General features: G+C 72.0%; 21 protein-coding genes. 14 read left to right on the top strand and 7 right to left on the bottom strand.

The annotated features are described in order from the left end of the window. Positions 1-5 precede the first annotated feature (5 nt). Genes ACQP2F_RS35040 through ACQP2F_RS35025 form a run of 4 tightly spaced genes read left to right on the top strand, consistent with a single transcriptional unit; the run spans position 6 to position 2,817 of the window. Positions 6-932, top strand: a complete 927-nt coding sequence (locus tag ACQP2F_RS35040; RefSeq protein WP_433295156.1) for a hypothetical protein — start codon at positions 6-8, stop codon at positions 930-932. Between the two features lie 43 nt (positions 933-975). Beyond that, positions 976-1,479 carry a hypothetical protein gene (locus tag ACQP2F_RS35035; protein WP_433295154.1) on the top strand — a complete coding sequence of 168 codons (504 nt, stop codon included), beginning with the start codon at positions 976-978 and terminating at the stop codon, positions 1,477-1,479. A gap of 53 nt (positions 1,480-1,532) precedes the next feature. After that, positions 1,533-2,399 carry a helix-turn-helix domain-containing protein gene (locus ACQP2F_RS35030; protein WP_433295152.1) on the top strand — a complete coding sequence of 289 codons (867 nt, stop codon included), beginning with the start codon at positions 1,533-1,535 and terminating at the stop codon, positions 2,397-2,399. Beyond that, positions 2,389-2,817, top strand: coding sequence for a VOC family protein (locus ACQP2F_RS35025; RefSeq protein WP_433295150.1), 429 nt, complete (start codon positions 2,389-2,391; stop codon positions 2,815-2,817). The genes ACQP2F_RS35030 and ACQP2F_RS35025 overlap by 11 nt, the downstream gene beginning before the upstream one ends. Here the strand turns inward: ACQP2F_RS35025 and ACQP2F_RS35020 are convergent. Then, positions 2,804-4,432, bottom strand: a complete 1,629-nt coding sequence (locus ACQP2F_RS35020) for a RecQ family ATP-dependent DNA helicase (protein WP_433295148.1) — start codon at positions 4,430-4,432, stop codon at positions 2,804-2,806. The genes ACQP2F_RS35025 and ACQP2F_RS35020 overlap by 14 nt on opposite strands. A 42-nt stretch (positions 4,433-4,474) precedes the next feature. Further along, the gene (locus ACQP2F_RS35015; RefSeq protein ID WP_433295146.1) at positions 4,475-4,615 is read right to left on the bottom strand and encodes a hypothetical protein; all 141 of its coding nucleotides are present in this window, start codon (positions 4,613-4,615) and stop codon (positions 4,475-4,477) included. 147 nt (positions 4,616-4,762) lie between these two features. On the opposite strand from ACQP2F_RS35015, the gene ACQP2F_RS35010 reads away from it, so the two are divergent. Then, complete coding sequence (locus ACQP2F_RS35010; protein ID WP_433295144.1) at positions 4,763-6,331, top strand: glycoside hydrolase family 3 protein; 1,569 nt, start codon at positions 4,763-4,765, stop codon at positions 6,329-6,331. Positions 6,332-6,350: 19 nt separating this feature from the next. On the opposite strand, the gene ACQP2F_RS35005 is transcribed toward ACQP2F_RS35010, so the two are convergent. Beyond that, positions 6,351-6,638 carry a GNAT family N-acetyltransferase gene (locus tag ACQP2F_RS35005; RefSeq protein WP_433295142.1) on the bottom strand — a complete coding sequence of 96 codons (288 nt, stop codon included), beginning with the start codon at positions 6,636-6,638 and terminating at the stop codon, positions 6,351-6,353. Positions 6,639-6,677: 39 nt separating this feature from the next. On the opposite strand from ACQP2F_RS35005, the gene ACQP2F_RS35000 reads away from it, so the two are divergent. The 7 genes from ACQP2F_RS35000 to ACQP2F_RS34970 all read left to right on the top strand — a co-directional run bounded on the left by ACQP2F_RS35000 (position 6,678) and on the right by ACQP2F_RS34970 (position 11,060). Beyond that, a complete protein-coding gene (locus ACQP2F_RS35000; RefSeq protein ID WP_433295140.1) occupies positions 6,678-7,016 on the top strand; it encodes a hypothetical protein in 339 nt (112 codons plus the stop codon). Between the two features lie 36 nt (positions 7,017-7,052). Continuing rightward, a complete protein-coding gene (locus ACQP2F_RS34995; protein WP_433295138.1) occupies positions 7,053-7,877 on the top strand; it encodes a DUF1206 domain-containing protein in 825 nt (274 codons plus the stop codon). Positions 7,878-7,984: 107 nt separating this feature from the next. Further along, entirely contained in the window at positions 7,985-9,475 is a 1,491-nt protein-coding gene (locus ACQP2F_RS34990) for a mechanosensitive ion channel domain-containing protein (RefSeq protein ID WP_433295136.1), read from the top strand. 47 nt (positions 9,476-9,522) lie between these two features. Next, positions 9,523-9,954: a phage holin family protein gene (locus ACQP2F_RS34985; RefSeq protein ID WP_433295134.1), complete on the top strand. Its 432-nt coding sequence runs from the start codon at positions 9,523-9,525 to the stop codon at positions 9,952-9,954. After that, entirely contained in the window at positions 9,951-10,271 is a 321-nt protein-coding gene (locus tag ACQP2F_RS34980) for a DUF3618 domain-containing protein (RefSeq protein WP_433295132.1), read from the top strand. The genes ACQP2F_RS34985 and ACQP2F_RS34980 overlap by 4 nt, the downstream gene beginning before the upstream one ends. Continuing rightward, positions 10,268-10,537 carry a DUF4235 domain-containing protein gene (locus tag ACQP2F_RS34975; protein ID WP_433295130.1) on the top strand — a complete coding sequence of 90 codons (270 nt, stop codon included), beginning with the start codon at positions 10,268-10,270 and terminating at the stop codon, positions 10,535-10,537. Before ACQP2F_RS34980 ends, ACQP2F_RS34975 begins: the two co-directional genes overlap by 4 nt. Before the next feature lie 319 nt (positions 10,538-10,856). After that, the gene (locus ACQP2F_RS34970; RefSeq protein WP_030440218.1) at positions 10,857-11,060 is read left to right on the top strand and encodes a cold-shock protein; all 204 of its coding nucleotides are present in this window, start codon (positions 10,857-10,859) and stop codon (positions 11,058-11,060) included. A gap of 127 nt (positions 11,061-11,187) precedes the next feature. On the opposite strand, the gene ACQP2F_RS34965 is transcribed toward ACQP2F_RS34970, so the two are convergent. Together ACQP2F_RS34965 and ACQP2F_RS34960 are read right to left on the bottom strand one after the other, a co-directional pair. After that, on the bottom strand, positions 11,188-11,418 hold the full coding sequence (locus tag ACQP2F_RS34965; protein WP_433295128.1) for a hypothetical protein: 231 nt from the start codon (positions 11,416-11,418) through the stop codon (positions 11,188-11,190). Then, complete coding sequence (locus ACQP2F_RS34960; RefSeq protein WP_433295126.1) at positions 11,412-12,389, bottom strand: aldo/keto reductase; 978 nt, start codon at positions 12,387-12,389, stop codon at positions 11,412-11,414. The genes ACQP2F_RS34965 and ACQP2F_RS34960 overlap by 7 nt, the downstream gene beginning before the upstream one ends. Before the next feature lie 65 nt (positions 12,390-12,454). Here ACQP2F_RS34960 and ACQP2F_RS34955 point away from each other — a divergent pair, with 65 nt between their 5' ends. Together ACQP2F_RS34955 and ACQP2F_RS34950 are read left to right on the top strand one after the other, a co-directional pair. Then, positions 12,455-13,216, top strand: a complete 762-nt coding sequence (locus ACQP2F_RS34955; protein ID WP_433295124.1) for a trans-aconitate 2-methyltransferase — start codon at positions 12,455-12,457, stop codon at positions 13,214-13,216. Between the two features lie 11 nt (positions 13,217-13,227). Next, entirely contained in the window at positions 13,228-14,250 is a 1,023-nt protein-coding gene (locus ACQP2F_RS34950) for an adenosine deaminase (protein WP_433295122.1), read from the top strand. A gap of 82 nt (positions 14,251-14,332) precedes the next feature. On the opposite strand, the gene ACQP2F_RS34945 is transcribed toward ACQP2F_RS34950, so the two are convergent. Together ACQP2F_RS34945 and ACQP2F_RS34940 are read right to left on the bottom strand one after the other, a co-directional pair. Beyond that, entirely contained in the window at positions 14,333-14,485 is a 153-nt protein-coding gene (locus ACQP2F_RS34945; RefSeq protein ID WP_433295120.1) for a hypothetical protein, read from the bottom strand. Between the two features lie 12 nt (positions 14,486-14,497). Next, on the bottom strand, positions 14,498-16,723 hold the full coding sequence (locus tag ACQP2F_RS34940; RefSeq protein WP_433295118.1) for an RICIN domain-containing protein: 2,226 nt from the start codon (positions 16,721-16,723) through the stop codon (positions 14,498-14,500). Positions 16,724-16,819: the final 96 nt, after the last annotated feature.

Here is a 16,819-nt window from a genome sequence, read left to right as displayed (position 1 = left end):
GTCCGATGACCGCCTTGCGCGGTTCCGGAAGGATCCTCGGCATGGCCACCGACACCAGCCCACGCCCGATCGAGCGGGCGTGCTACCGGCTAGGCGCCGTTCTGATCGCGAGCGGCCTCTTCCACGCCGCCGTGCTGATCACCTCCGGCGGCACCTGGGAGGGCCCGGTCTCGTGGCGAAAGCCCACCACCTTCGGCCTGTCCTTCGGCCTGACCCTGATCACCCTGGCCTGGGTCGCCTCCTACCTGCCGCTGCGCGACCGCACGAGGCGCCTGCTGCTGGGCGTCTTCGCCCTGGCCTGCCTCACCGAGGTCACCCTGATCACGGTCCAGGCGTGGCGGCACGTGCCGTCCCACTTCAACATGCAGACCTCGCTCGACACCGCCGTCTCCCGCGTCCTGGCCGCCGGCGGCGGAGTCCTGATCGTGGTGGTGACCGCCCTCACCGTCGCCGCGTTCCGCCCGCTGCCCGGCGTCGCCCCGTCGATGCGCCTGGCCCTGCGGGCCGGTTTCCTCGCCCTCGTCGTGGCGCTGGCGATCGGCGCGGTCATGGTCGTCATCGCCGTCCTCGACGTCACCCGCGGCGACCAGCTGGCGGCGTACGCGGTCGGCGCCCGGTGGAAACCGGCCCACTTCGTGCCGATGCACGGCGTGCTGGCCCTGCCCGTGCTGGCCTGGCTGCTGGCGCACACGCCGCTGCCGGAGCGGTCCCGCCTGCAGACCGTCGCCGTGGCCGCCGCCGGCTACGGCGTGCTGTGCGCGCTCTCGGTGATCGAGGCCATCTCCCGCATCGACCCGCTGCGCGCCCCGCTGCTCGCCGACGCCGCCACCGCCCTCGCCTCGGCCGCCATCGTCGCCGCCGCGGCCCGGGCCCTGGCCCTGTGGCGCCGAAAACCCGCCGACGCTGGTACTTTGCGGACGACTTCGGGGTAAGGAAGCGACCCGTACCCGATTGCCGAGACCAAAGGACACACCCGTGACCGACGAACCGCTGTACTCGACGCTGGGCTTCACCGACTCGGAGTGGGGTCTGCTGGTCGGCCTGCCGCAGTCGGTGGCGACGGCGGCCAGCGCCGCCACGCCCGACAGCGCCCGCAAGACCCGGGCCGAGAGCGAGGCCGGCCTCGACGTCATCTCCGACGGGCGCGGTTCGGCCAGCAGGCTGGTGTCGGCCGTCGCCGCGGCGCTGGTCGCCGAGGTGGGCGACCCCGAGCTGGGCGAGGAGGCGCCGGTGATCGAGCCGGGCGACCCGATCGCGTACGCCGAAGACGTGCTCCAGCGTGCCGCCGAGGCGAACGCGCTGCTCGCCGCCAAGGCCCACCAGGCCGACGCCGAGACCTACAAGCACTGGCTCGTCGAGATCGCCGAGAGCGTGGTCGGCGCCGCCTCCACCGGCGGCGTCCTCGGCATCGGCGGCGAGACGGTGACCGACACCGAGCGGGCGTTCCGCGACGCCCTGGCCAAGGCGCTGACCGACTGACACCGCCCGGCTGACCCTCTCGGGACGCCCTCACCCCGTGCGATGCTGGCGGGGTGGGGGTGAACGAGTACGCCCAGGTCCGGCCGTCGCCGGGGCTGCGGCCCTACATCGGGTTCTACTCCGGGTACCGGCAGGTGGACGTCGCGCCGGCCCGGCATCGGGGGCTGCCCTCGCCGTACCTCACCCTGATCTTCACGCTCGACGACCCGCTGGAGATCGCCGCCCACCCGGACCCGCGCCAAGGTCCCGGCCGTTACGACGCGCTGATCGGCGGCCTGCACCTGACGCCGGCGCTGATCACCCACCCCGGCCGCCAGTCCGGCGTGCAGGTGGCGCTGCGCCCGCTCGGCTGCCGGGCCCTGTTCGGCCTGCCGGCCGCCGAGCTCGCCCACCTGGACGTCGACGCCGCCGCCGTGCTGGGCGCCGCGCTCGTCGACGAGGTCCGTGACCGCCTCCGCGCCGCCGCCGACTGGCCGTCCCGCTTCGCCGCCCTCGACGCCGTGCTCGCCCGCCACCTGCCCGCCGACCCGTCTTCCGCCGGCCGGGCCGCGGTGCCCGCCGAGGTCGGCTACGCGGTGGGCCGCCTGCTCGAGCCGGGTGACCCGGGCGCCGTCGCCGCCGTCGCCGCCGAGGTGGGCTGGAGCGCCCGCTACCTGACCGACCGTTTCCGGGCCGAGGTCGGGCTGCGTCCCAAGGAGGCCGCGCGCGTGGCCCGCTTCGACCGCGCCCGCCGGGCCCTCACCCGCGAGTGCCGCCTGGCCGACGTGGCCGCGCGGCACGGCTTCGCCGACCAATCCCATCTCGTACGCGAGTTCCGCGCCTTCGCCGGATGTACGCCGACCCGATGGCTGGCCGACGAGTTCGGTTTCGTCCAAGACGCCATGGCCGGCGCCCGCGATGATCGGCTGCATGACCGATGACCGAACACCGCCACCGCAGGTGTGGCCCACCCTCCGGGCGAACGATGCCCGCGCCCTGATCCGATTCCTGGTCGACGCGTTCGGCTTCGAGGAGACGGCCGTCTACGGCTCCGGCGACCAGGTAGATCACGCTCAGCTGTCGTGGCCCCTGGGCGGCGGCATCATGCTCGGCTCCGCCGACCGCGGCCCGGACGACGAGTGGCCGCTGCGGCCCGGCACGTTCGGCGCCTACGTCGTGACCGACGACGTCGCCAAGCTCCACGCCCGAGCCGCCCACGCCGGCGCGGTGATCGTCCGCGAGCCGCGAAAGACCGACTACGGTTCGGAGGAGTTCACGGCCCGCGACCCCGAGGGCAATCTCTGGTCGTTCGGCACCTACCGCGGGGAGCCCCGCCGAGCGGCCGTCATTCGGCGGTGAGCAGCTGGTTTTCCAGGACGACGGGCACCGACAGGGTCTTGTAACCGAGTTCGTCGAAGAGCACGGTCATCCGGTCCTCCTCGTAGCCCATCACCATGCCGCTGCCCCACTCGTGGTGACGCACCTTGCTGTGCACGGCGAAGGGCTCGTCCCCGGGTTTTTCCTCGGGAATGCCCTCGACGCAGTTGTCGCAGTGCCCGCACGGCCGGGACAGGTCCTCGCCGAAGTAGGCGAGAAGCACCTGGCTCCGGCAGCCCCGGCTCTCGGCGAAGCCCCGCATCATGTCCGTCCGCGACCGCATCACGACCTGCTGCCGCTCGTACTCCTTCACCGCCGCGGTCGCCGCCGCGGCCGGCAGCGGCGCGAACATCGGAACCGTCATCTTGTTGCCGGCGCCGGAGGTGGCCGCTCCCACCTGCTCCAGCAGCCCCAGATACTGGCCGATCTTCCGCGGCCCGAGCCCCGTCTTCTCCTTGAGCGCGGTCTTGGTGATCGGGCCCGACCGCAACGCCGCGGCCACCGACCGCAGCTCGGCCTCGTCGGGCGACCCGCCGGTGAAGAAGCGCTGGATCGCCTCGTCCTCGGCCCGCCACAGCAGCATCGCGTGGGCCGGCGAGCCGTCCCGGCCCGAGCGCCCGATCTCCTGGAAGTAGCTGTCCGGCGAGTCCGGCAGCGCCACGTGCGCCACGAAGCGGATGTTCGCCTTGTCGATGCCCATGCCGAACGCCGACGTGGCGACCATGATGTCGATCTTGTCGGCCGCGAAGTCCTCCTGGCGCTGCTCGCGCGCGCCGCCGGCCATGCCGCCGTGGTAGAAGGCCGCGTTGTAGCCGGCGTCGACGAGCCGCTCGGACAGCTCCTCGGCCGCGCGCCGGGTGGCGACGTAGACGATCCCCGGCGGCTGGGCCGCGTCGAGCAGGGCGGTCAGTCGCCGCCATCGGTAGTCCTCGTCCGGGCAGTAGGCCACCTCGAGGAACAGGTTGCGCCGGTCCAGACCCGAGACGTGGATCTCCGGGTCGCGCAGCCGCAACCGGGAGACGATGTCCTCGCGTACGGGCGGGGAAGCCGTCGCCGTCAGCGCCAGCACCGGCGGTCGGCCCATCTGCTCGATCATGTCGCCGAGGGCGAGGAAGTCGGGCCGGAAATCGTGGCCCCACGCCGAGATGCAGTGCGCCTCGTCGACGGCCACCAGGCCGGGCTTCAGCGCCTTGATCTCGGCGAGCCGATCGGGGTCGGCCAGCTGCTCGGGCGTGGTGAAGAGGAACTCGGCGCGCCCCGCGCGTACCTCCTCGATCGCCTCACGCTGCTGGTTGGGCGTCTCGGCCGAACTCACCCGCACCGCGCGGATCTTCCCGTCGCCGCGCTCGTTGAGCGCCGCGATCTGGTCCTGCTGAAGGGCGAGCAGCGGCGAGATGACGATGGTCGGTCCGGGCAGCAGCACGGCCGGGATCTGGTAGATCGCCGACTTGCCGCCCCCGGTGGGCAGCACCACCAGCGCGTCGCGGCGCCGCAGCACCGCCCGCATCGGCTTGAACTGGCCCGGGCGCAACGAGGGCCACCCGAACTGCTGACGGGCGACCCGGCGCAGACGTGGTCCGTACACGGGAATCTTCATCGAGCCGCCAGTGTGCCCCGAGGTGCCCACCCGCAAACGGTGCTACTTCTTTCCGCCGAACATCCGGCGAATCGCCCAGAGAAGAAAAATCACGGCAAGAGCCACACCGAGCAGGCGTACGGCGTGGACCTGCGACCAATCGACGCCGGAGCCCGCGGCGAGCGTCGTAGGGGGGATCGGCACGTCGTCATCGTATCGGCACCCGATCGGGTCCCATCAAATAGAAAGGTTTGTTGACTAAATCCCGGACCGGGTGTGACCATAGGTCAGCACAACGGGGGGCGCGCTCCCATGGCGCGCGCGACGACGTCACCGGAGGTACGGGGGCCCATGCCCAACCACGAATTGCCGGAGCTGGCCGCGACCGTGCTCCAGCCCGGGTTCGTCGGCACCAGCGCGCCGGACTGGGTCCGCCGCCGGCTCGGCGAGGGTCTCGGCGGGGTGGCGCTGTTCGCCCGCAACGTCGAGTCACCGGCGCAGGTGTCCGCGCTCACCGCCCAGCTGCGGGCCGAGCGGCCGGACGTGATCGTGGCCATCGACGAGGAGGCCGGGGACGTCACCCGCTTCGAGTCGCGGCGCGGAAGCTCCCGGCCGGGCAACCTGGCGCTGGGCGCGATCGACGACCCGGCGCTGACCGAGGCCGTGGCCTGCGACCTGGGCGCCGATCTGGCCCGCGCGGGCATCACCCTCGACTACGCGCCCGACACCGACGTCAACAGCAACCCCGACAACCCGGTGATCGGCGTACGCGCCTTCGGCGCCGAGCCGCTGCTGGTGGCCCGCCACTCGGCCGCCTTCGTCCGGGGTCTCCAGCAGGCCGGCGTCGCCGCCTGTGCGAAGCACTTCCCCGGCCACGGCGACACCAGCGTCGACTCGCACCACGACGTCCCGCTGATCGCCCGCGACCGGGCCGAGCTCGACGCCGTGGAGCTGCTGCCCTTTCGGGCCGCGATCGAGGCCGGCGTCCGCGCGGTGATGACCGGCCACCTGCTCGTCCCCGCCTACGACGACGAGCTCCCGGCCACCCTGAGCCGCCGCATCATGACCGACCTGCTGCGCGGCGAGCTCGGCTTCGACGGCCTGATCGTCACCGACGGCATCGAGATGCAGGGCGTACGCCGCAAGTACGGCCTGGCCGGCGCGGCGGTGCGCGCGCTGGCCGCCGGCGTCGACGCGATCTGCGTGGGCGGCGACCACGCCGACGAGCAGACCGCGACCCTGCTGCGCGACGCGATCGTGGCCGCCGTCCGCTCCGGCGAGCTGCCCGAGGAACGGCTGGCCGACGCCGCCGCCCGGGTGCGCGCCCTCGGCGCCTGGACCACCCGCGTACAGACCGAAACCGGGTCGCGCCTCGCGGACGGCGCGGATCACCCGGTCCTACGCCCGGCCGTGGAACTGGTGCGCGACGGCTCCCAGGTCGGCTTCGAGGCCGCCCGCCGCGCGATCCGGGTGACCGTGGCCGACGGCGCCACGGCGCTGCCCATCGACCGCCCCGCGCACGTGGTCGAGTTCGCCCCGCCCCGCAACATCGCGATCGGCGCCGAGACCCCGTGGGGCGTCGGCGCCCCCCTGGACGACCTGCTGCCCGGCACGACCTCGGTCCGGCTCACCGCCGACGACCTCGACGGCGTGGCCGACCCCGCGGCCCCGGTGCTGTCCGGCGCGGAGGGCCGAGCCCTCGTGCTGGTCGCCCGGGACGTGCACCGGCACCCGTGGCTGGCAACGGCGCTGGCCCGGGTGCTCGAGGCACGCCCGGACGCGATCGTCGTGGAGATGGGCGTCCCGGTGGCGGTTCTGGGCGGGGTGCACATCGCGACTTACGGCGCTACACGTGCGCTGGGGCAGGCCGCCGCCGAGCTGATCGCGGGAAGCGCGGTCCCGGCACCGCTGGCCGCCTAGCGGCCGGGATGTCCCGGCGCTACGGCTCGACGACGATGTCGTCCCATTCGCGGTGGTCCTGGACGTAGCGCGCGAAGAACGGGCAAAGCGTGATGACCTTCTCGCCGCGGGAGCGGATCAGGGCGAGCGTCCGGGCGGCCAGCTCGTTGCCGTAACCGCGGCCGCGGAACTCGGGGCTCACCTCGCTGTGGGTGATGACGATCGCGCCGTCGCGGAGGCGGTACATGGCCAGGCCGGCGATCTCGCCGTCGGCCAGCAGCTCGAAACGGTGGTCGGCGGCGTTGTCCCGGACATCGAAGTCGCTCACACCTGCCACTTTAGGGTGGAAGACCACCCGTACCCTCGAATGGTGCTCAAGCCCACCCGGCGCGTCGCCGCCGCCCTCAGCTCCGCCGCCCTCGGCATCGCGCTCCTCGGCGCGACGGCCGCCTGCAGCAGTGACAACGTCGACTGCGGCGTCGACCAGTGCACCGTGACCGTCGAGCGCGAGGTGAACGCGAGCGCCGGCGTGCTCGGGGTGGAGGCGAAGTTCGTCAGCGCCGACGCCGACACGGTGACGCTCGAGGTGGCCGGCAAGCAGGTCACGCTCACCAAGGGGCAGCAGGCCGTGCAGGTCGCGGGCCTCAACGTGTCACTCGACAGCATCACCGGCGACACCGTTACTTTCCAGGTGTCACGCAACTGAGGTTTGTCAGAAGTCAAGACGGGTCAATGAGGGAACATGTCCTCCGCGACCTCGAACGTCAAATACACCGCGTCACGCGCGGCCGACAGCAAGCCGCTCGAGTACGTAGCTCGGGCCGGCTTCGTCGGCTACGGCATCATTCATCTGCTCTTCGCCTGGATCGCGTTCCAGGTGGCCTTCGCCGGAAGCAGCAAGGAGAGCGACCAGTCCGGCGCCCTGAAGAGCCTGGCCGGCAACGGCTTCGGCAAGTTCCTGTTGGTCCTGATCGCGATCGGCATGGTCGGGCTGGCGATCTGGCAGGCGTTCGAGGCCGTCATCGGCGAGAGCGGCCCCCGCGACAAGTCGGCCATGGCCGAGCGCGTCGTCTCCGGCGTGCGCGCGGTCCTCTACCTGGTGCTGGCCTGGTACGCGGTCAACGTGCTGCGCGGCGCCAACGCGTCGATGGCGCAGAGCCAGGAGAACAAGTCGGCCGGCATCATGGCCCACTCCGGCGGCCGCTGGCTGATCGGCTTCGTCGGCCTGGTGGTGCTCGGTGTCGGCATCGGCATCTTCGTTTACGGGCTGCGCAAGAAGTTCCTGAAGCACCTGAACACGCAGGAGATGGCCGCGTCGGTGCGCAAGTCGACGACCCGGCTCGGCATGCTCGGCTACATGGCCAAGGGCGTCGCGTACGCCATCGCCGGCGTGCTGGTCATCACGGCCGCCGTGACCTACGACCCGGACAAGGCCCGTGGTCTCGACGCCGCGCTGAAGACGCTGGCCGGCCACCCGTGGGGCGTCTGGCTGCTGGCGCTGATCGGTCTCGGGATCGCCGCGTTCGGCATCTACTGCTTCGCGCAGGCCCGGTATCGGAAAGTGTGAGCCAACGCCAAACTTCCGCGCGAGAGGGTTGCGGGGGCCGGTGACCTGGGCAAGCTGGGTCGCTGGTCCCCGTTTTGTCACCCGGAATGCGAGAGGGAGTACGGCTGGTGCATGACCTGATGACCGCAATCCTCGCGGTCGTGGCGTCGGCGGGCGTCGCGATCGTCCTGGTCGAGGTGCTCCACTGGGTGGTCGTCCGGATCGGCCGCCGCTCGGCCCTGGCCGCCGATCTGGCCCGCACCGCACACCACCCGTTCCTGGCCACGTTCACGTTGTTCGCCGTCCAGCAGGCCATCCGCTGGCGGGCCGGCGACTTCACCGGCCGCGGCCCGCTGCTGCACGTGCTGGTGATCCTGTTCATCGCCGCGTTCGCCTGGCTGGTGGCGGCTCTGGTGCTGGTCCTCGAGGACGCCGCGCTGGCACGCTGGCGCACCGACGTGCCGGACAACCTGAAACGCCGCCGGCTCAAGACCCAGGTCGTGATACTGCGCCGGGTCACCGTCGCCACGATCGTGGTGATCACGCTCGGCGTGGTGCTGATGACGTTCCCCGGCATCCGGGCGCTCGGCGCCAGCGTGCTCGCATCGGCCGGCCTGGTCAGCGTCATCGCGGCCTTGGCCGCGCAGAGCACGTTGGGCAATGTCTTCGCGGGCCTCCAGCTTGCCTTCAGCGATGCCGTACGCGTCGACGACGTCGTCGTGGTCGAGGGCGAGTGGGGCCGGATCGAGGAGCTCACCCTCACCTACGTGGCCGTGCAGATCTGGGACGACCGCCGCCTGCTGCTCCCGACCTCGTACTTCACCACCAAGCCGTTCCAGAACTGGACGCGGACCGGCTCGGCCGTGCTGGGCACCGCCGAGCTCGACGTCGACTTCGCGACCGACGTCGAGCCGCTGCGGGCCGAGCTGCGCGCGGTCTGCGAGGGGTCGCAGCTGTGGGACGGCCGGGTCTGCGTGCTGCAGGTGACCGACGCCGTGGGCGGCAACGTGCGGCTGCGCGCCCTGGTCAGCGCCCACGACGCGGGAGCCCTGTGGGATCTGCGGTGCCTGGTGCGGGAGCGCCTGGTGACCTTCGTCTGGCGGCACCAGCGCGACGCCCTGCCGCGGGTGCGGGCCGAGCTCTCGCCGGACAACGTCCCCGGCGCTCGCGAGCCGGACGGCGTCGCGCGGAGTCCCCAGCCGGACGGTGTCGCGCGCAGTCCGCAGGCGGACGGCGTCGCGGGCGGTGCCGAGCCGCACGGCGTCGCGGGCGGTCCACGGTCGCGGGGGCCGGTCACCGCGCGGCCGAGGCCCAGGCCACGCGACGACGGCGACGCCAAGGACGATGCCCGTGTCTTCTCGGCCGGCCGCGACGGCGACGAGCGCGGCGCGCGCTTCGCCGGGCCGGACGGAGATCAGGCGGACGGTGCCCGGGCGGACGGTGCCCGGGCGGACGGTGCCCGGGCGGACGGTGCCCGGGCGGACGGTGCCCGGGCGGACCGAGACGCGGTGGACGGAGCCCGTCCGGACGGAGACGCGGTGGACCGGGATGGCCCGCAGCGTGATGACTCCGGTCGTCTGATCCATGCCCGTCTGCCGGGTTTCGTGCGGGAGGATTGACGATCAGTTGATCAGGGCATAAACCGGTGAAGGGAAAGGGGGCGACCATGGCCGATGTCCTGAACGGTAAGCAGGCCCGTCCGGTGGCGGAACAGTCCACGGCCGAGCTGGTGCAACGGGCGAGTGAACAGATATCCCGGCTGGTCCGCGACGAGCTCGCACTGGCCAAGGCCGAGCTGGCGGAAAAAGGCAAGCACGCCGGCATCGGGATCGGCCTGTTCGGCACGAGCGGCGTCCTGGGCCTCTACGGCATCGGGGCCACGATCGCCACGCTGATCATCGTCTTCGACATCTTCCTGCCGCTGTGGCTGGCCGCGCTGATCTGGACCGTGGTGCTGTTCGCGGTCGCCGGCGTGCTGGCGCTGGTCGGCAAGAGCCAGGTGACCAAGGCGGTTCCCCCGGAGCCGATCGCCGCGATCGAGAGCGTCAAGGCCGACGTGGACGAGGTCAAGCAGGCGGTCAAGGGGGCCCGTTCATGAGCGACCAGCAGCAACAGCAGCTGCCGCAGCAGCCGCCGGCCCCGAAGCCGACGGTCGAGGAGCTGCGGGCCGGCATTCAGCAGACCCGGGCCGAGCTCGGCGAGACGGTGTCGGCACTGGCCGCGAAGGCCGATGTGAAGGCCCGCGCTCGCGACGAGGTCGAGCGGGTCAAGGTGCGCGCGCTCGACCAGGTCGGGCAGGCGAAGGTACGCGTCCGCGACGCGGTGCAGTCCTCGCCGGTGCCGATGGCTCTGGTGGTGGCCGGCGTGGCGGCGGTCGTCGGGATCATTCTGGTGGTGCGGGGGAGTCGGCGTTGAGCAAGGCCGGGAAGATCGCGTACAAGCCGGTCGGCATGCTGCTCGGCGTGGCCGCCGGTGCCATCGCCGGGTTCGCCTTCAAGGAGGTCTGGAAGGCGGTTTCCGGCGACGACGACGCGCCGGACGCGACCGATGAGGACCGTGGCTGGGGCGAGATCCTCGCGGCGGCCGCGCTGCAGGGCGCGATCTTCGCGCTCGTGAAGGCGGCCGTCGATCGAGGCGGCGCCACCGGCGTGCGACGACTTACCGGTCATTGGCCCGAGTAGTTCGCACCCGGCAAGGTCGGCCTCCCACATCGCGAGAGCGAAGTGGGGGGCCTTTTCCGCATCAGCGGACGTTTATTCGATTCACGCCGGGGGGAGCTTTCCGCGCCGATTTTCAGGTACAGTGTGCCCAGTTTTTGCGTACGTGGTTCGCTGCTTCCGCCAAGACCACGGGATGCCGGCCGATAGAGGATCGGGTAGGCGTCACCGGGTGGTGGCGGATGGGACGTCCTCTGGAAGGGCCGCCTCACGGCGCCGCTGCTCGAAAACGGTCATAAGCCCGGGCTCAGCAGGGCTGGCATTTTCAGAGGGAGAGTTCAGTATGGCGCAAGGAACCGTGAAGTGGTTCAACGCGGACAAGGGCTTCGGCTTTATCACCGTCGATGGCGGGGGTGCTGACGTGTTCGTCCACTTCTCGGCCATCCAGATGAGCGGTTACCGCAGTCTGGAAGAGAACCAGCGGGTCGAGTTCGAGATCGCCCAGGGCCAGAAGGGCCCGCAGGCGGAGCAGGTTCGCCCGCTCTGAGACACCACGCCGGTCATCGACCGGCTGCCGATCGCCTGGCGGAGGTCGGCTTCCGATCAACACAAGCCCCGCACTCTGCCGATCGCATGATCGGGAGGGTGCGGGGCTTTTCTTGTTTTCCGGTTATTTATCTTTTGGATCGAGATCGGACACGCTCGCCGATCACGACGAGGATCAGGCCGAACACGGCAACGCCGCCGCCGATGATTGCCCAGGGTTCTTTACCACTCATCTTGCTGTCGGACAGAATGTCGAGTCCCTGCAGTGTCCACAGAGCACCCAGCACGATCGCGAGTAACCCGATGGTCATGGGCAGCCACCCCTTGAGGCGCGGCGGCGATGCCGGATCGTTCACCATTTGTCATGCACCGCCGGGCGGATCAGTTCGTCGTAGACCTCGGTGACCGCGGCCAGCGTCTCGGGCGGCAGCGGTGCGAGGTCGGCGGCGGCCGCGTTGGCCCGGGCCTGGTCGCCGTTGCGCGCGCCCGGGATGACGACGGTGACGCCCGGCTGGTCCATGATCCAGCGCAGCGCGAACTGCGCCATCGTCGCACCGGCCGGGATGAGCGGGTGCAGCCGGCGCACGGCCTCGAGCCCGGTCTCGAAGTCCACCCCGGCGAAGGTCTCGCCGACGTCGAACGCCTCGCCGTGCCGGTTGTAGTTGCGGTGGTCGTTGGCCGGGAAGGTGGTGTGCTCGTCGTAGCGCCCGGAGAGCAGGCCACTGGCCAGCGGCACCCGCGCGATGATCCCCACGCCGGCGGCGGCCGCGGCCGGCAGCACCTGCTCGAGCGGCTTGAGCCGGAAGGCGTTGAGGATGATCTGGACGCTCGCGGTGCCCGGGCGGGCGATGGCGGCCAGCGCCTCGTCGACCTTCTCGACACTCACCCCGTACGCCTTGATGCGCTTCTCCTGCACCAGGGTGTCGAGCGCGTCGTAGACCTCGCCCGAGGAGAAGACCGGCGTCGGCGGGCAGTGCAGCTGCACCAGGTCGAGCGTCTCCACGCCGAGGTTGGCGCGGGAGCGGTCGGTCCACGCCCGGAAGTTGTCGAGCGTGTAGTTCTCCACCAGCTGCGGCACCCGGCGCCCCATCTTGGTAGCGACCGTGAGCTGCGGCTTGTCTTTTATGAACGAGCCGATGATCTGCTCGCTGCGACCGTCGCCGTAGACGTCGGCGGTGTCGATGAAGGTGCCCCCGGCGTCGACCGCCGCCTGCAGGGTCGCGTGCGCGTCGGCCTCACTCACGTCACCCCAGTCGGCGCCCAGCTGCCAGGCGCCCAGGCCGATCACGCCGACGGTGCGGCCCATCCTCGAGAAGCTGCGATTTTCCACGATTCGACCCTACCGGTTTCTCTGCTATCTTCTTGCAAGACGTACGTACGGTTTGGAGGCTGCGCATGTGGGATCCAGGTGTGTACCGGCGTTTCGGGGCCGAGCGCTCCCGGCCCTTCTTCGATCTGACCGGCCGCATCGGCGCCGTCCGCCCCCGGGCGGTGGCCGACCTCGGCTGCGGGCCCGGCGAGCTGACCCTGACCCTGGCCGAGCGCTGGCCGCAGGCGCGGGTGACCGGCGTCGACTCGTCGCCCGAGATGATCGACAAGGCGGTCGCGCACGGCGGGCCGGCCTGGTTCCAGCTCGGCGACGTCCGCGACTGGAAACCGGGGCCCGACGTCGACGTCCTGGTCACCAACGCCACGCTGCAGTGGGTGGACGGCCACCGCGAGCTGCTCGCGCGCTGGGCGGCCGAGCTTCCGGCCGGGGCCTGGCTGGCGATGCAGGTGCCCGGCAACTTCGACGCGCCCTCGCACCGGCTGCTGCGGTCGGTGGCCGGCGAGTACGGGGTGGCGCACGCGACCCGGGAGGCGCCGGTGGACGACCCGGCGGGGTACGCCGGCCTGCTGATGGGCGCCGGGGCGACGGTCGACGCCTGGGAGACGACCTATCTGCACCTGCTGCCGGCCGACGGCGACGTGCACCCGGTGCTCCGCTGGATGGAGGGCACGGCGTTGCGGCCCGTCAAGGCCGCCCTGGACCAGAATGCGTGGGAGTCGTTCCGCGCCGACCTGGGGCGGGAGCTGACCGCCGCCTATCCCGCGGCACACGGGCACGTCGCGTTCCCGTTCCGCCGCGTCTTCGTGGTGGCGCGGACCGCCGAGTAGAGGGGACTTCCGTGAGCGACCTGACCTCGTTCATCGCCGAGCTGCCGAAGGCCGAGCTGCACGTCCACCACGTGGGCTCGGCGTCGCCGCGGATCGTCGCCGAGCTCGCCGCCCGGCACGAGGGCCGGTCGCCGGTCCCGGCCGACCCGGCCGCGCTCGCCGACTACTTCGCGTTCCGCGACTTCGCGCATTTCATCGAGGTCTACCTGACCGTCGTCGACCTGATCCGCGACGACGAGGACGTCCGCACGCTCACCTACGAGGTGGCCCGCGAGCTGGCCCGCCAGCGGGTGCGTTACGCCGAGCTGACGATCACGCCGTACTCGAGCGTGAAGCGCGGCATCCCGGCCAAGGCGTTCTGCGAGGCGATCGAGGACGCTCGGCGCGGCGCCGCCGCCGATTTCGGCATCGAGCTGCGCTGGTGCTTCGACATCCCGGGCGAGGCCGGCCTGCCGGCGGCCGAGGAGACGCTGCGGGTGGCGCTCGGGGAGCAGCCCGACGGGCTGATCAGTTTCGGCCTCGGCGGACCCGAGATAGGCGTTCCCCGGCCGCAGTTCAAACCGTATTTCGACCAGGCGCGGGCGGCCGGGCTGCACAGTGTTCCGCACGCCGGCGAGACCACCGGGCCGGAGACCGTCTGGTCGGCCATTCGCGATCTCGGCGCCGAGCGCATCGGGCACGGCATCAGCGCGGCGCACGATCCGGAACTGATGGCCTATCTGGCCGGGAACGGCATTCCGCTGGAGATTTCGCCGACCTCCAATTTGCGTACGCGCGCGGTCGCCACCCTCGACGAGCATCCGCTACCGGCGCTGGTCGCCGCCGGCGTGCCGATCAGCATCAACTCCGACGACCCGCCGATGTTCGGCACGTCTCTCGTCCAGGAGTACGCGGTGGCCGCGCGACTGCTCGGCCTCGACGCGCACGGCGTGGCCGGCCTGGCCCGGGGCGCGGTGACGCAGAGCTTCCTGTCCCCGGCCGGGAAGGAAGCCCTGCTCGCCGAGATCGACGCCTACACCTCAGCACGGGCGTGAGCCGGCCGCGCCTGGGCGTCCGCGCGCGTCGGACGACCGCGCGGACGCGTTCGCGCGGTGCGCGCCGGCCGCGCGGGGCCGCTCAGAAGCGCGCGTAGAGCGGCTCCTGCCAGACCGCGAGCACCACGATGATGCCGATGGTCAGGATCGCGATCCAGCGGATCAGGCGCCGCTTGTTGAAGCGGGCCGGGCCCTCCTCGGGCTCGGCCAGGGGTTTTGCCAGCGTCTCGGGCATTGTGCCTCCCGCTCAGTCGGGTACCGCCGTCCAGCTCTGGTGGCGCTGACCGTTGCCGTTCTGGAGCACCAGCACGCGGTGTGCGCCGAAGCGTTGCTCGCCTACGCCGGCGACCAGGTCGCCGACCGTGGTGCGCAGGGTGAATCCGTAATCCGAGGCCTGCAACTGCCAGCGGGCCCCGTCGTCGGTGCCGCAGTCGCCCTGCACCAGGGGCGTGCCCGCGACCGGGTTGCCGCCGAGCGGCGCCACGCACTTGCCGGTGGCCCGCGAGACCAGCGAGTAGCTCTTGCCGTCCCCGGCCGGGACGAGCTGCCACTGCTGCTGGGCGTTGCCGTCGGTCTCGGCCAGGGTCAGCGGCGTGCCGTTCGCGGTCCGCGCCGCGTACAGGTCGGCGGCGCCGCCGGTCAGTGCGTTGGTCAGGGTGAACCAGGTGTTCTGCGCCGGCCGGGCGGCAGGCGCGGTCTCGGCGGTGGCCTTCGCCGCGTACGTCTTGCCGGACTTGATGGTCACGACGTACTTCCCGTCGGGACGCAGGCCGATCAGCCGGGCCCGGGTCGCCTTCGTGGTGGCGATCGGGGAGTTGCCGACCCACACCTCGTAGGTCGCCGTGGAGGAGGCGGCGCTCCAGCTGAGCCGGACCGAGCTGCTGGTGGCGTCGCGGATCTCGAGCACGGCCTGCACCGGCTGGGCCGCCACCGATTGGGTCACGATCGGCTGCACCTTGCCCTGCACCGGCTCCGCGGAGACCGGCGCCGAGGTCGGTGGCTGCGCGGGCGTGGCCGTGGCCTCGGGGCTCGGCGGAGCGTCGCCGCCACCGTCGGCGGCGCCGGGGTCGTACGACACGTCGGCGCTCGGCTCGCCGGCCGGGCCGGCCGGGCCGGTGGGACCGCCGGTCGTCGGCGCCGCGGTCGCCGGGGTGGCCGGCGGCGTGGCCGGGCCGGCCGGGGCCTCGGGCGCTGGTCCGGCGTCCGGTATGTCGTCGCCGCCGTCGCTGCGCAGCAGGAACTCGCTGGTCGCGATGTTCCAGTTGCGGGCGAGGTAGCTGCCCGGGCGGGGGTTGGTGCTGAAATAGTCGTCGTGGCCGCAGTCGAGACGGTTCTCGTGCTTCTTCGGGCAGACGTTGCGCAGCGGCTTGCCGGAGCGGTCCTCGCCACAGAGCAGGTCGTACTCGTCGAGACAGCCCCCGGCGCCGCTCGCGTTCGGCGAGCCGATCAGCACGGCGCCCAGCGTCTGGGTCAGCTCGCGGGCGGCCATCACCGAGCTCCAGCAGCCGGCGTCGACCCGGCCGTACGACGGGCCGCCGTTGTTGCGGTTGCCCAGCCCGGCCCGGCGGTCGGCGATGTAGGTCGCGATGCCGCAGTAGACGTTCGCGTCGGCGAACATCATGTACTTACGGTCGGTGCGGTTGTAGCCGAGCGCCTGCAGCGCCCGGACGCTCTTGGCGAACGAGCTCAGCGCCTCGGGCGGCAGCTGCACCTCGGCCACGTCGACCCGGCACTGGGGGGTGGTGACGAACCGGACGTGCCGCGAGCCGCCGGTCTCGCCGGCGCTCTGGTCGAAGATCTGGTCGGCCCCGGCCGTCCAGGTGCGGATCGAGCCGAGGAAGTCGGTGTAGCGCGACGGGCTGCCGAACTCGTGCAGGTAGAGCACCTGCACCCGCTTGCCGCTGCGTCCGTCGGACTCGCAGGCCACGCCCTGGTTGCCCATCACGAAGTCGGCCTCGCCCGGCGCCGCGTCGGGCACCAGCGCCGGCGCGTCCGCGGTCAGCGCGCTGCCGCCCTCGTCGCGGGCGATCTCGGCGTCGCCGGGCACGGTCGCCGACTCCTGGGTCGGCTGCACCGGCTCGGGCGCCTTGGAGGTGACCGGGGCGACGTCACGGCGCACCGAGAGGCCGGGCGGGGCCGGGTCGGGGCCGTGCGTGCAGGTCTGATCGTCCAACTGGTACGTACCGGCGCAGATCGCATCGGCCTTGGCCGCCGCGAGTCCCTCGTAGACCAGGCCCTGCCCCGGGTTGTCCTTGGGCAGCGCGGTCAGCTCGAGCCGCTGGGAGTCGCCGCCGGAGACCTCCTCGACCACGCTCGGGCCGACGACCCCGCCCACGCCGAGCACCGCGAGCCCGAGCCCGACCGGCAGCAGCCGATGGCTCCAGGGGCGACGTGTCCACGACCGATCGCCGCGCGGCATCTCCACCCGGCGATGCGCGCGCGGGGCGATCACCGGCCGGCGGTGGGTGGACAAATCCTCTCCTTGCCTGGCGGGGGCGCGGTGGGAGGTGACCGGGGGACGGCCATCTCGCGCGGGGGGAACAATTCCACTCCGGCCGAGCCGGGGAAA

It is taken from the genome of Actinoplanes sp. CA-030573 (genome assembly GCF_050951115.1).
Classification (GTDB): domain Bacteria; phylum Actinomycetota; class Actinomycetes; order Mycobacteriales; family Micromonosporaceae; genus Actinoplanes.
The sequence above is the reverse complement of the archived record's forward strand: the minus strand, read 5'-3'. Positions and strand labels throughout refer to the sequence as shown.

Coding starts and splice junctions, on each gene's coding strand:
- ACQP2F_RS35010 (WP_433295144.1), top strand. CDS start 4,763: ATGCCCAACCACGAATTGCCGGAGCTGGCCGCGACCGTGCTCCAGCCC.
- ACQP2F_RS34980 (WP_433295132.1), top strand. CDS start 9,951: ATGAGCGACCAGCAGCAACAGCAGCTGCCGCAGCAGCCGCCGGCCCCG.
- ACQP2F_RS35020 (WP_433295148.1), bottom strand. CDS start 4,432: ATGAAGATTCCCGTGTACGGACCACGTCTGCGCCGGGTCGCCCGTCAG.
- ACQP2F_RS34995 (WP_433295138.1), top strand. CDS start 7,053: ATGTCCTCCGCGACCTCGAACGTCAAATACACCGCGTCACGCGCGGCC.
- ACQP2F_RS34985 (WP_433295134.1), top strand. CDS start 9,523: ATGGCCGATGTCCTGAACGGTAAGCAGGCCCGTCCGGTGGCGGAACAG.
- ACQP2F_RS35025 (WP_433295150.1), top strand. CDS start 2,389: ATGACCGATGACCGAACACCGCCACCGCAGGTGTGGCCCACCCTCCGG.
- ACQP2F_RS34965 (WP_433295128.1), bottom strand. CDS start 11,418: ATGGTGAACGATCCGGCATCGCCGCCGCGCCTCAAGGGGTGGCTGCCC.
- ACQP2F_RS34945 (WP_433295120.1), bottom strand. CDS start 14,485: ATGCCCGAGACGCTGGCAAAACCCCTGGCCGAGCCCGAGGAGGGCCCG.
- ACQP2F_RS34970 (WP_030440218.1), top strand. CDS start 10,857: ATGGCGCAAGGAACCGTGAAGTGGTTCAACGCGGACAAGGGCTTCGGC.
- ACQP2F_RS34955 (WP_433295124.1), top strand. CDS start 12,455: ATGTGGGATCCAGGTGTGTACCGGCGTTTCGGGGCCGAGCGCTCCCGG.
- ACQP2F_RS35040 (WP_433295156.1), top strand. CDS start 6: ATGACCGCCTTGCGCGGTTCCGGAAGGATCCTCGGCATGGCCACCGAC.
- ACQP2F_RS35000 (WP_433295140.1), top strand. CDS start 6,678: ATGGTGCTCAAGCCCACCCGGCGCGTCGCCGCCGCCCTCAGCTCCGCC.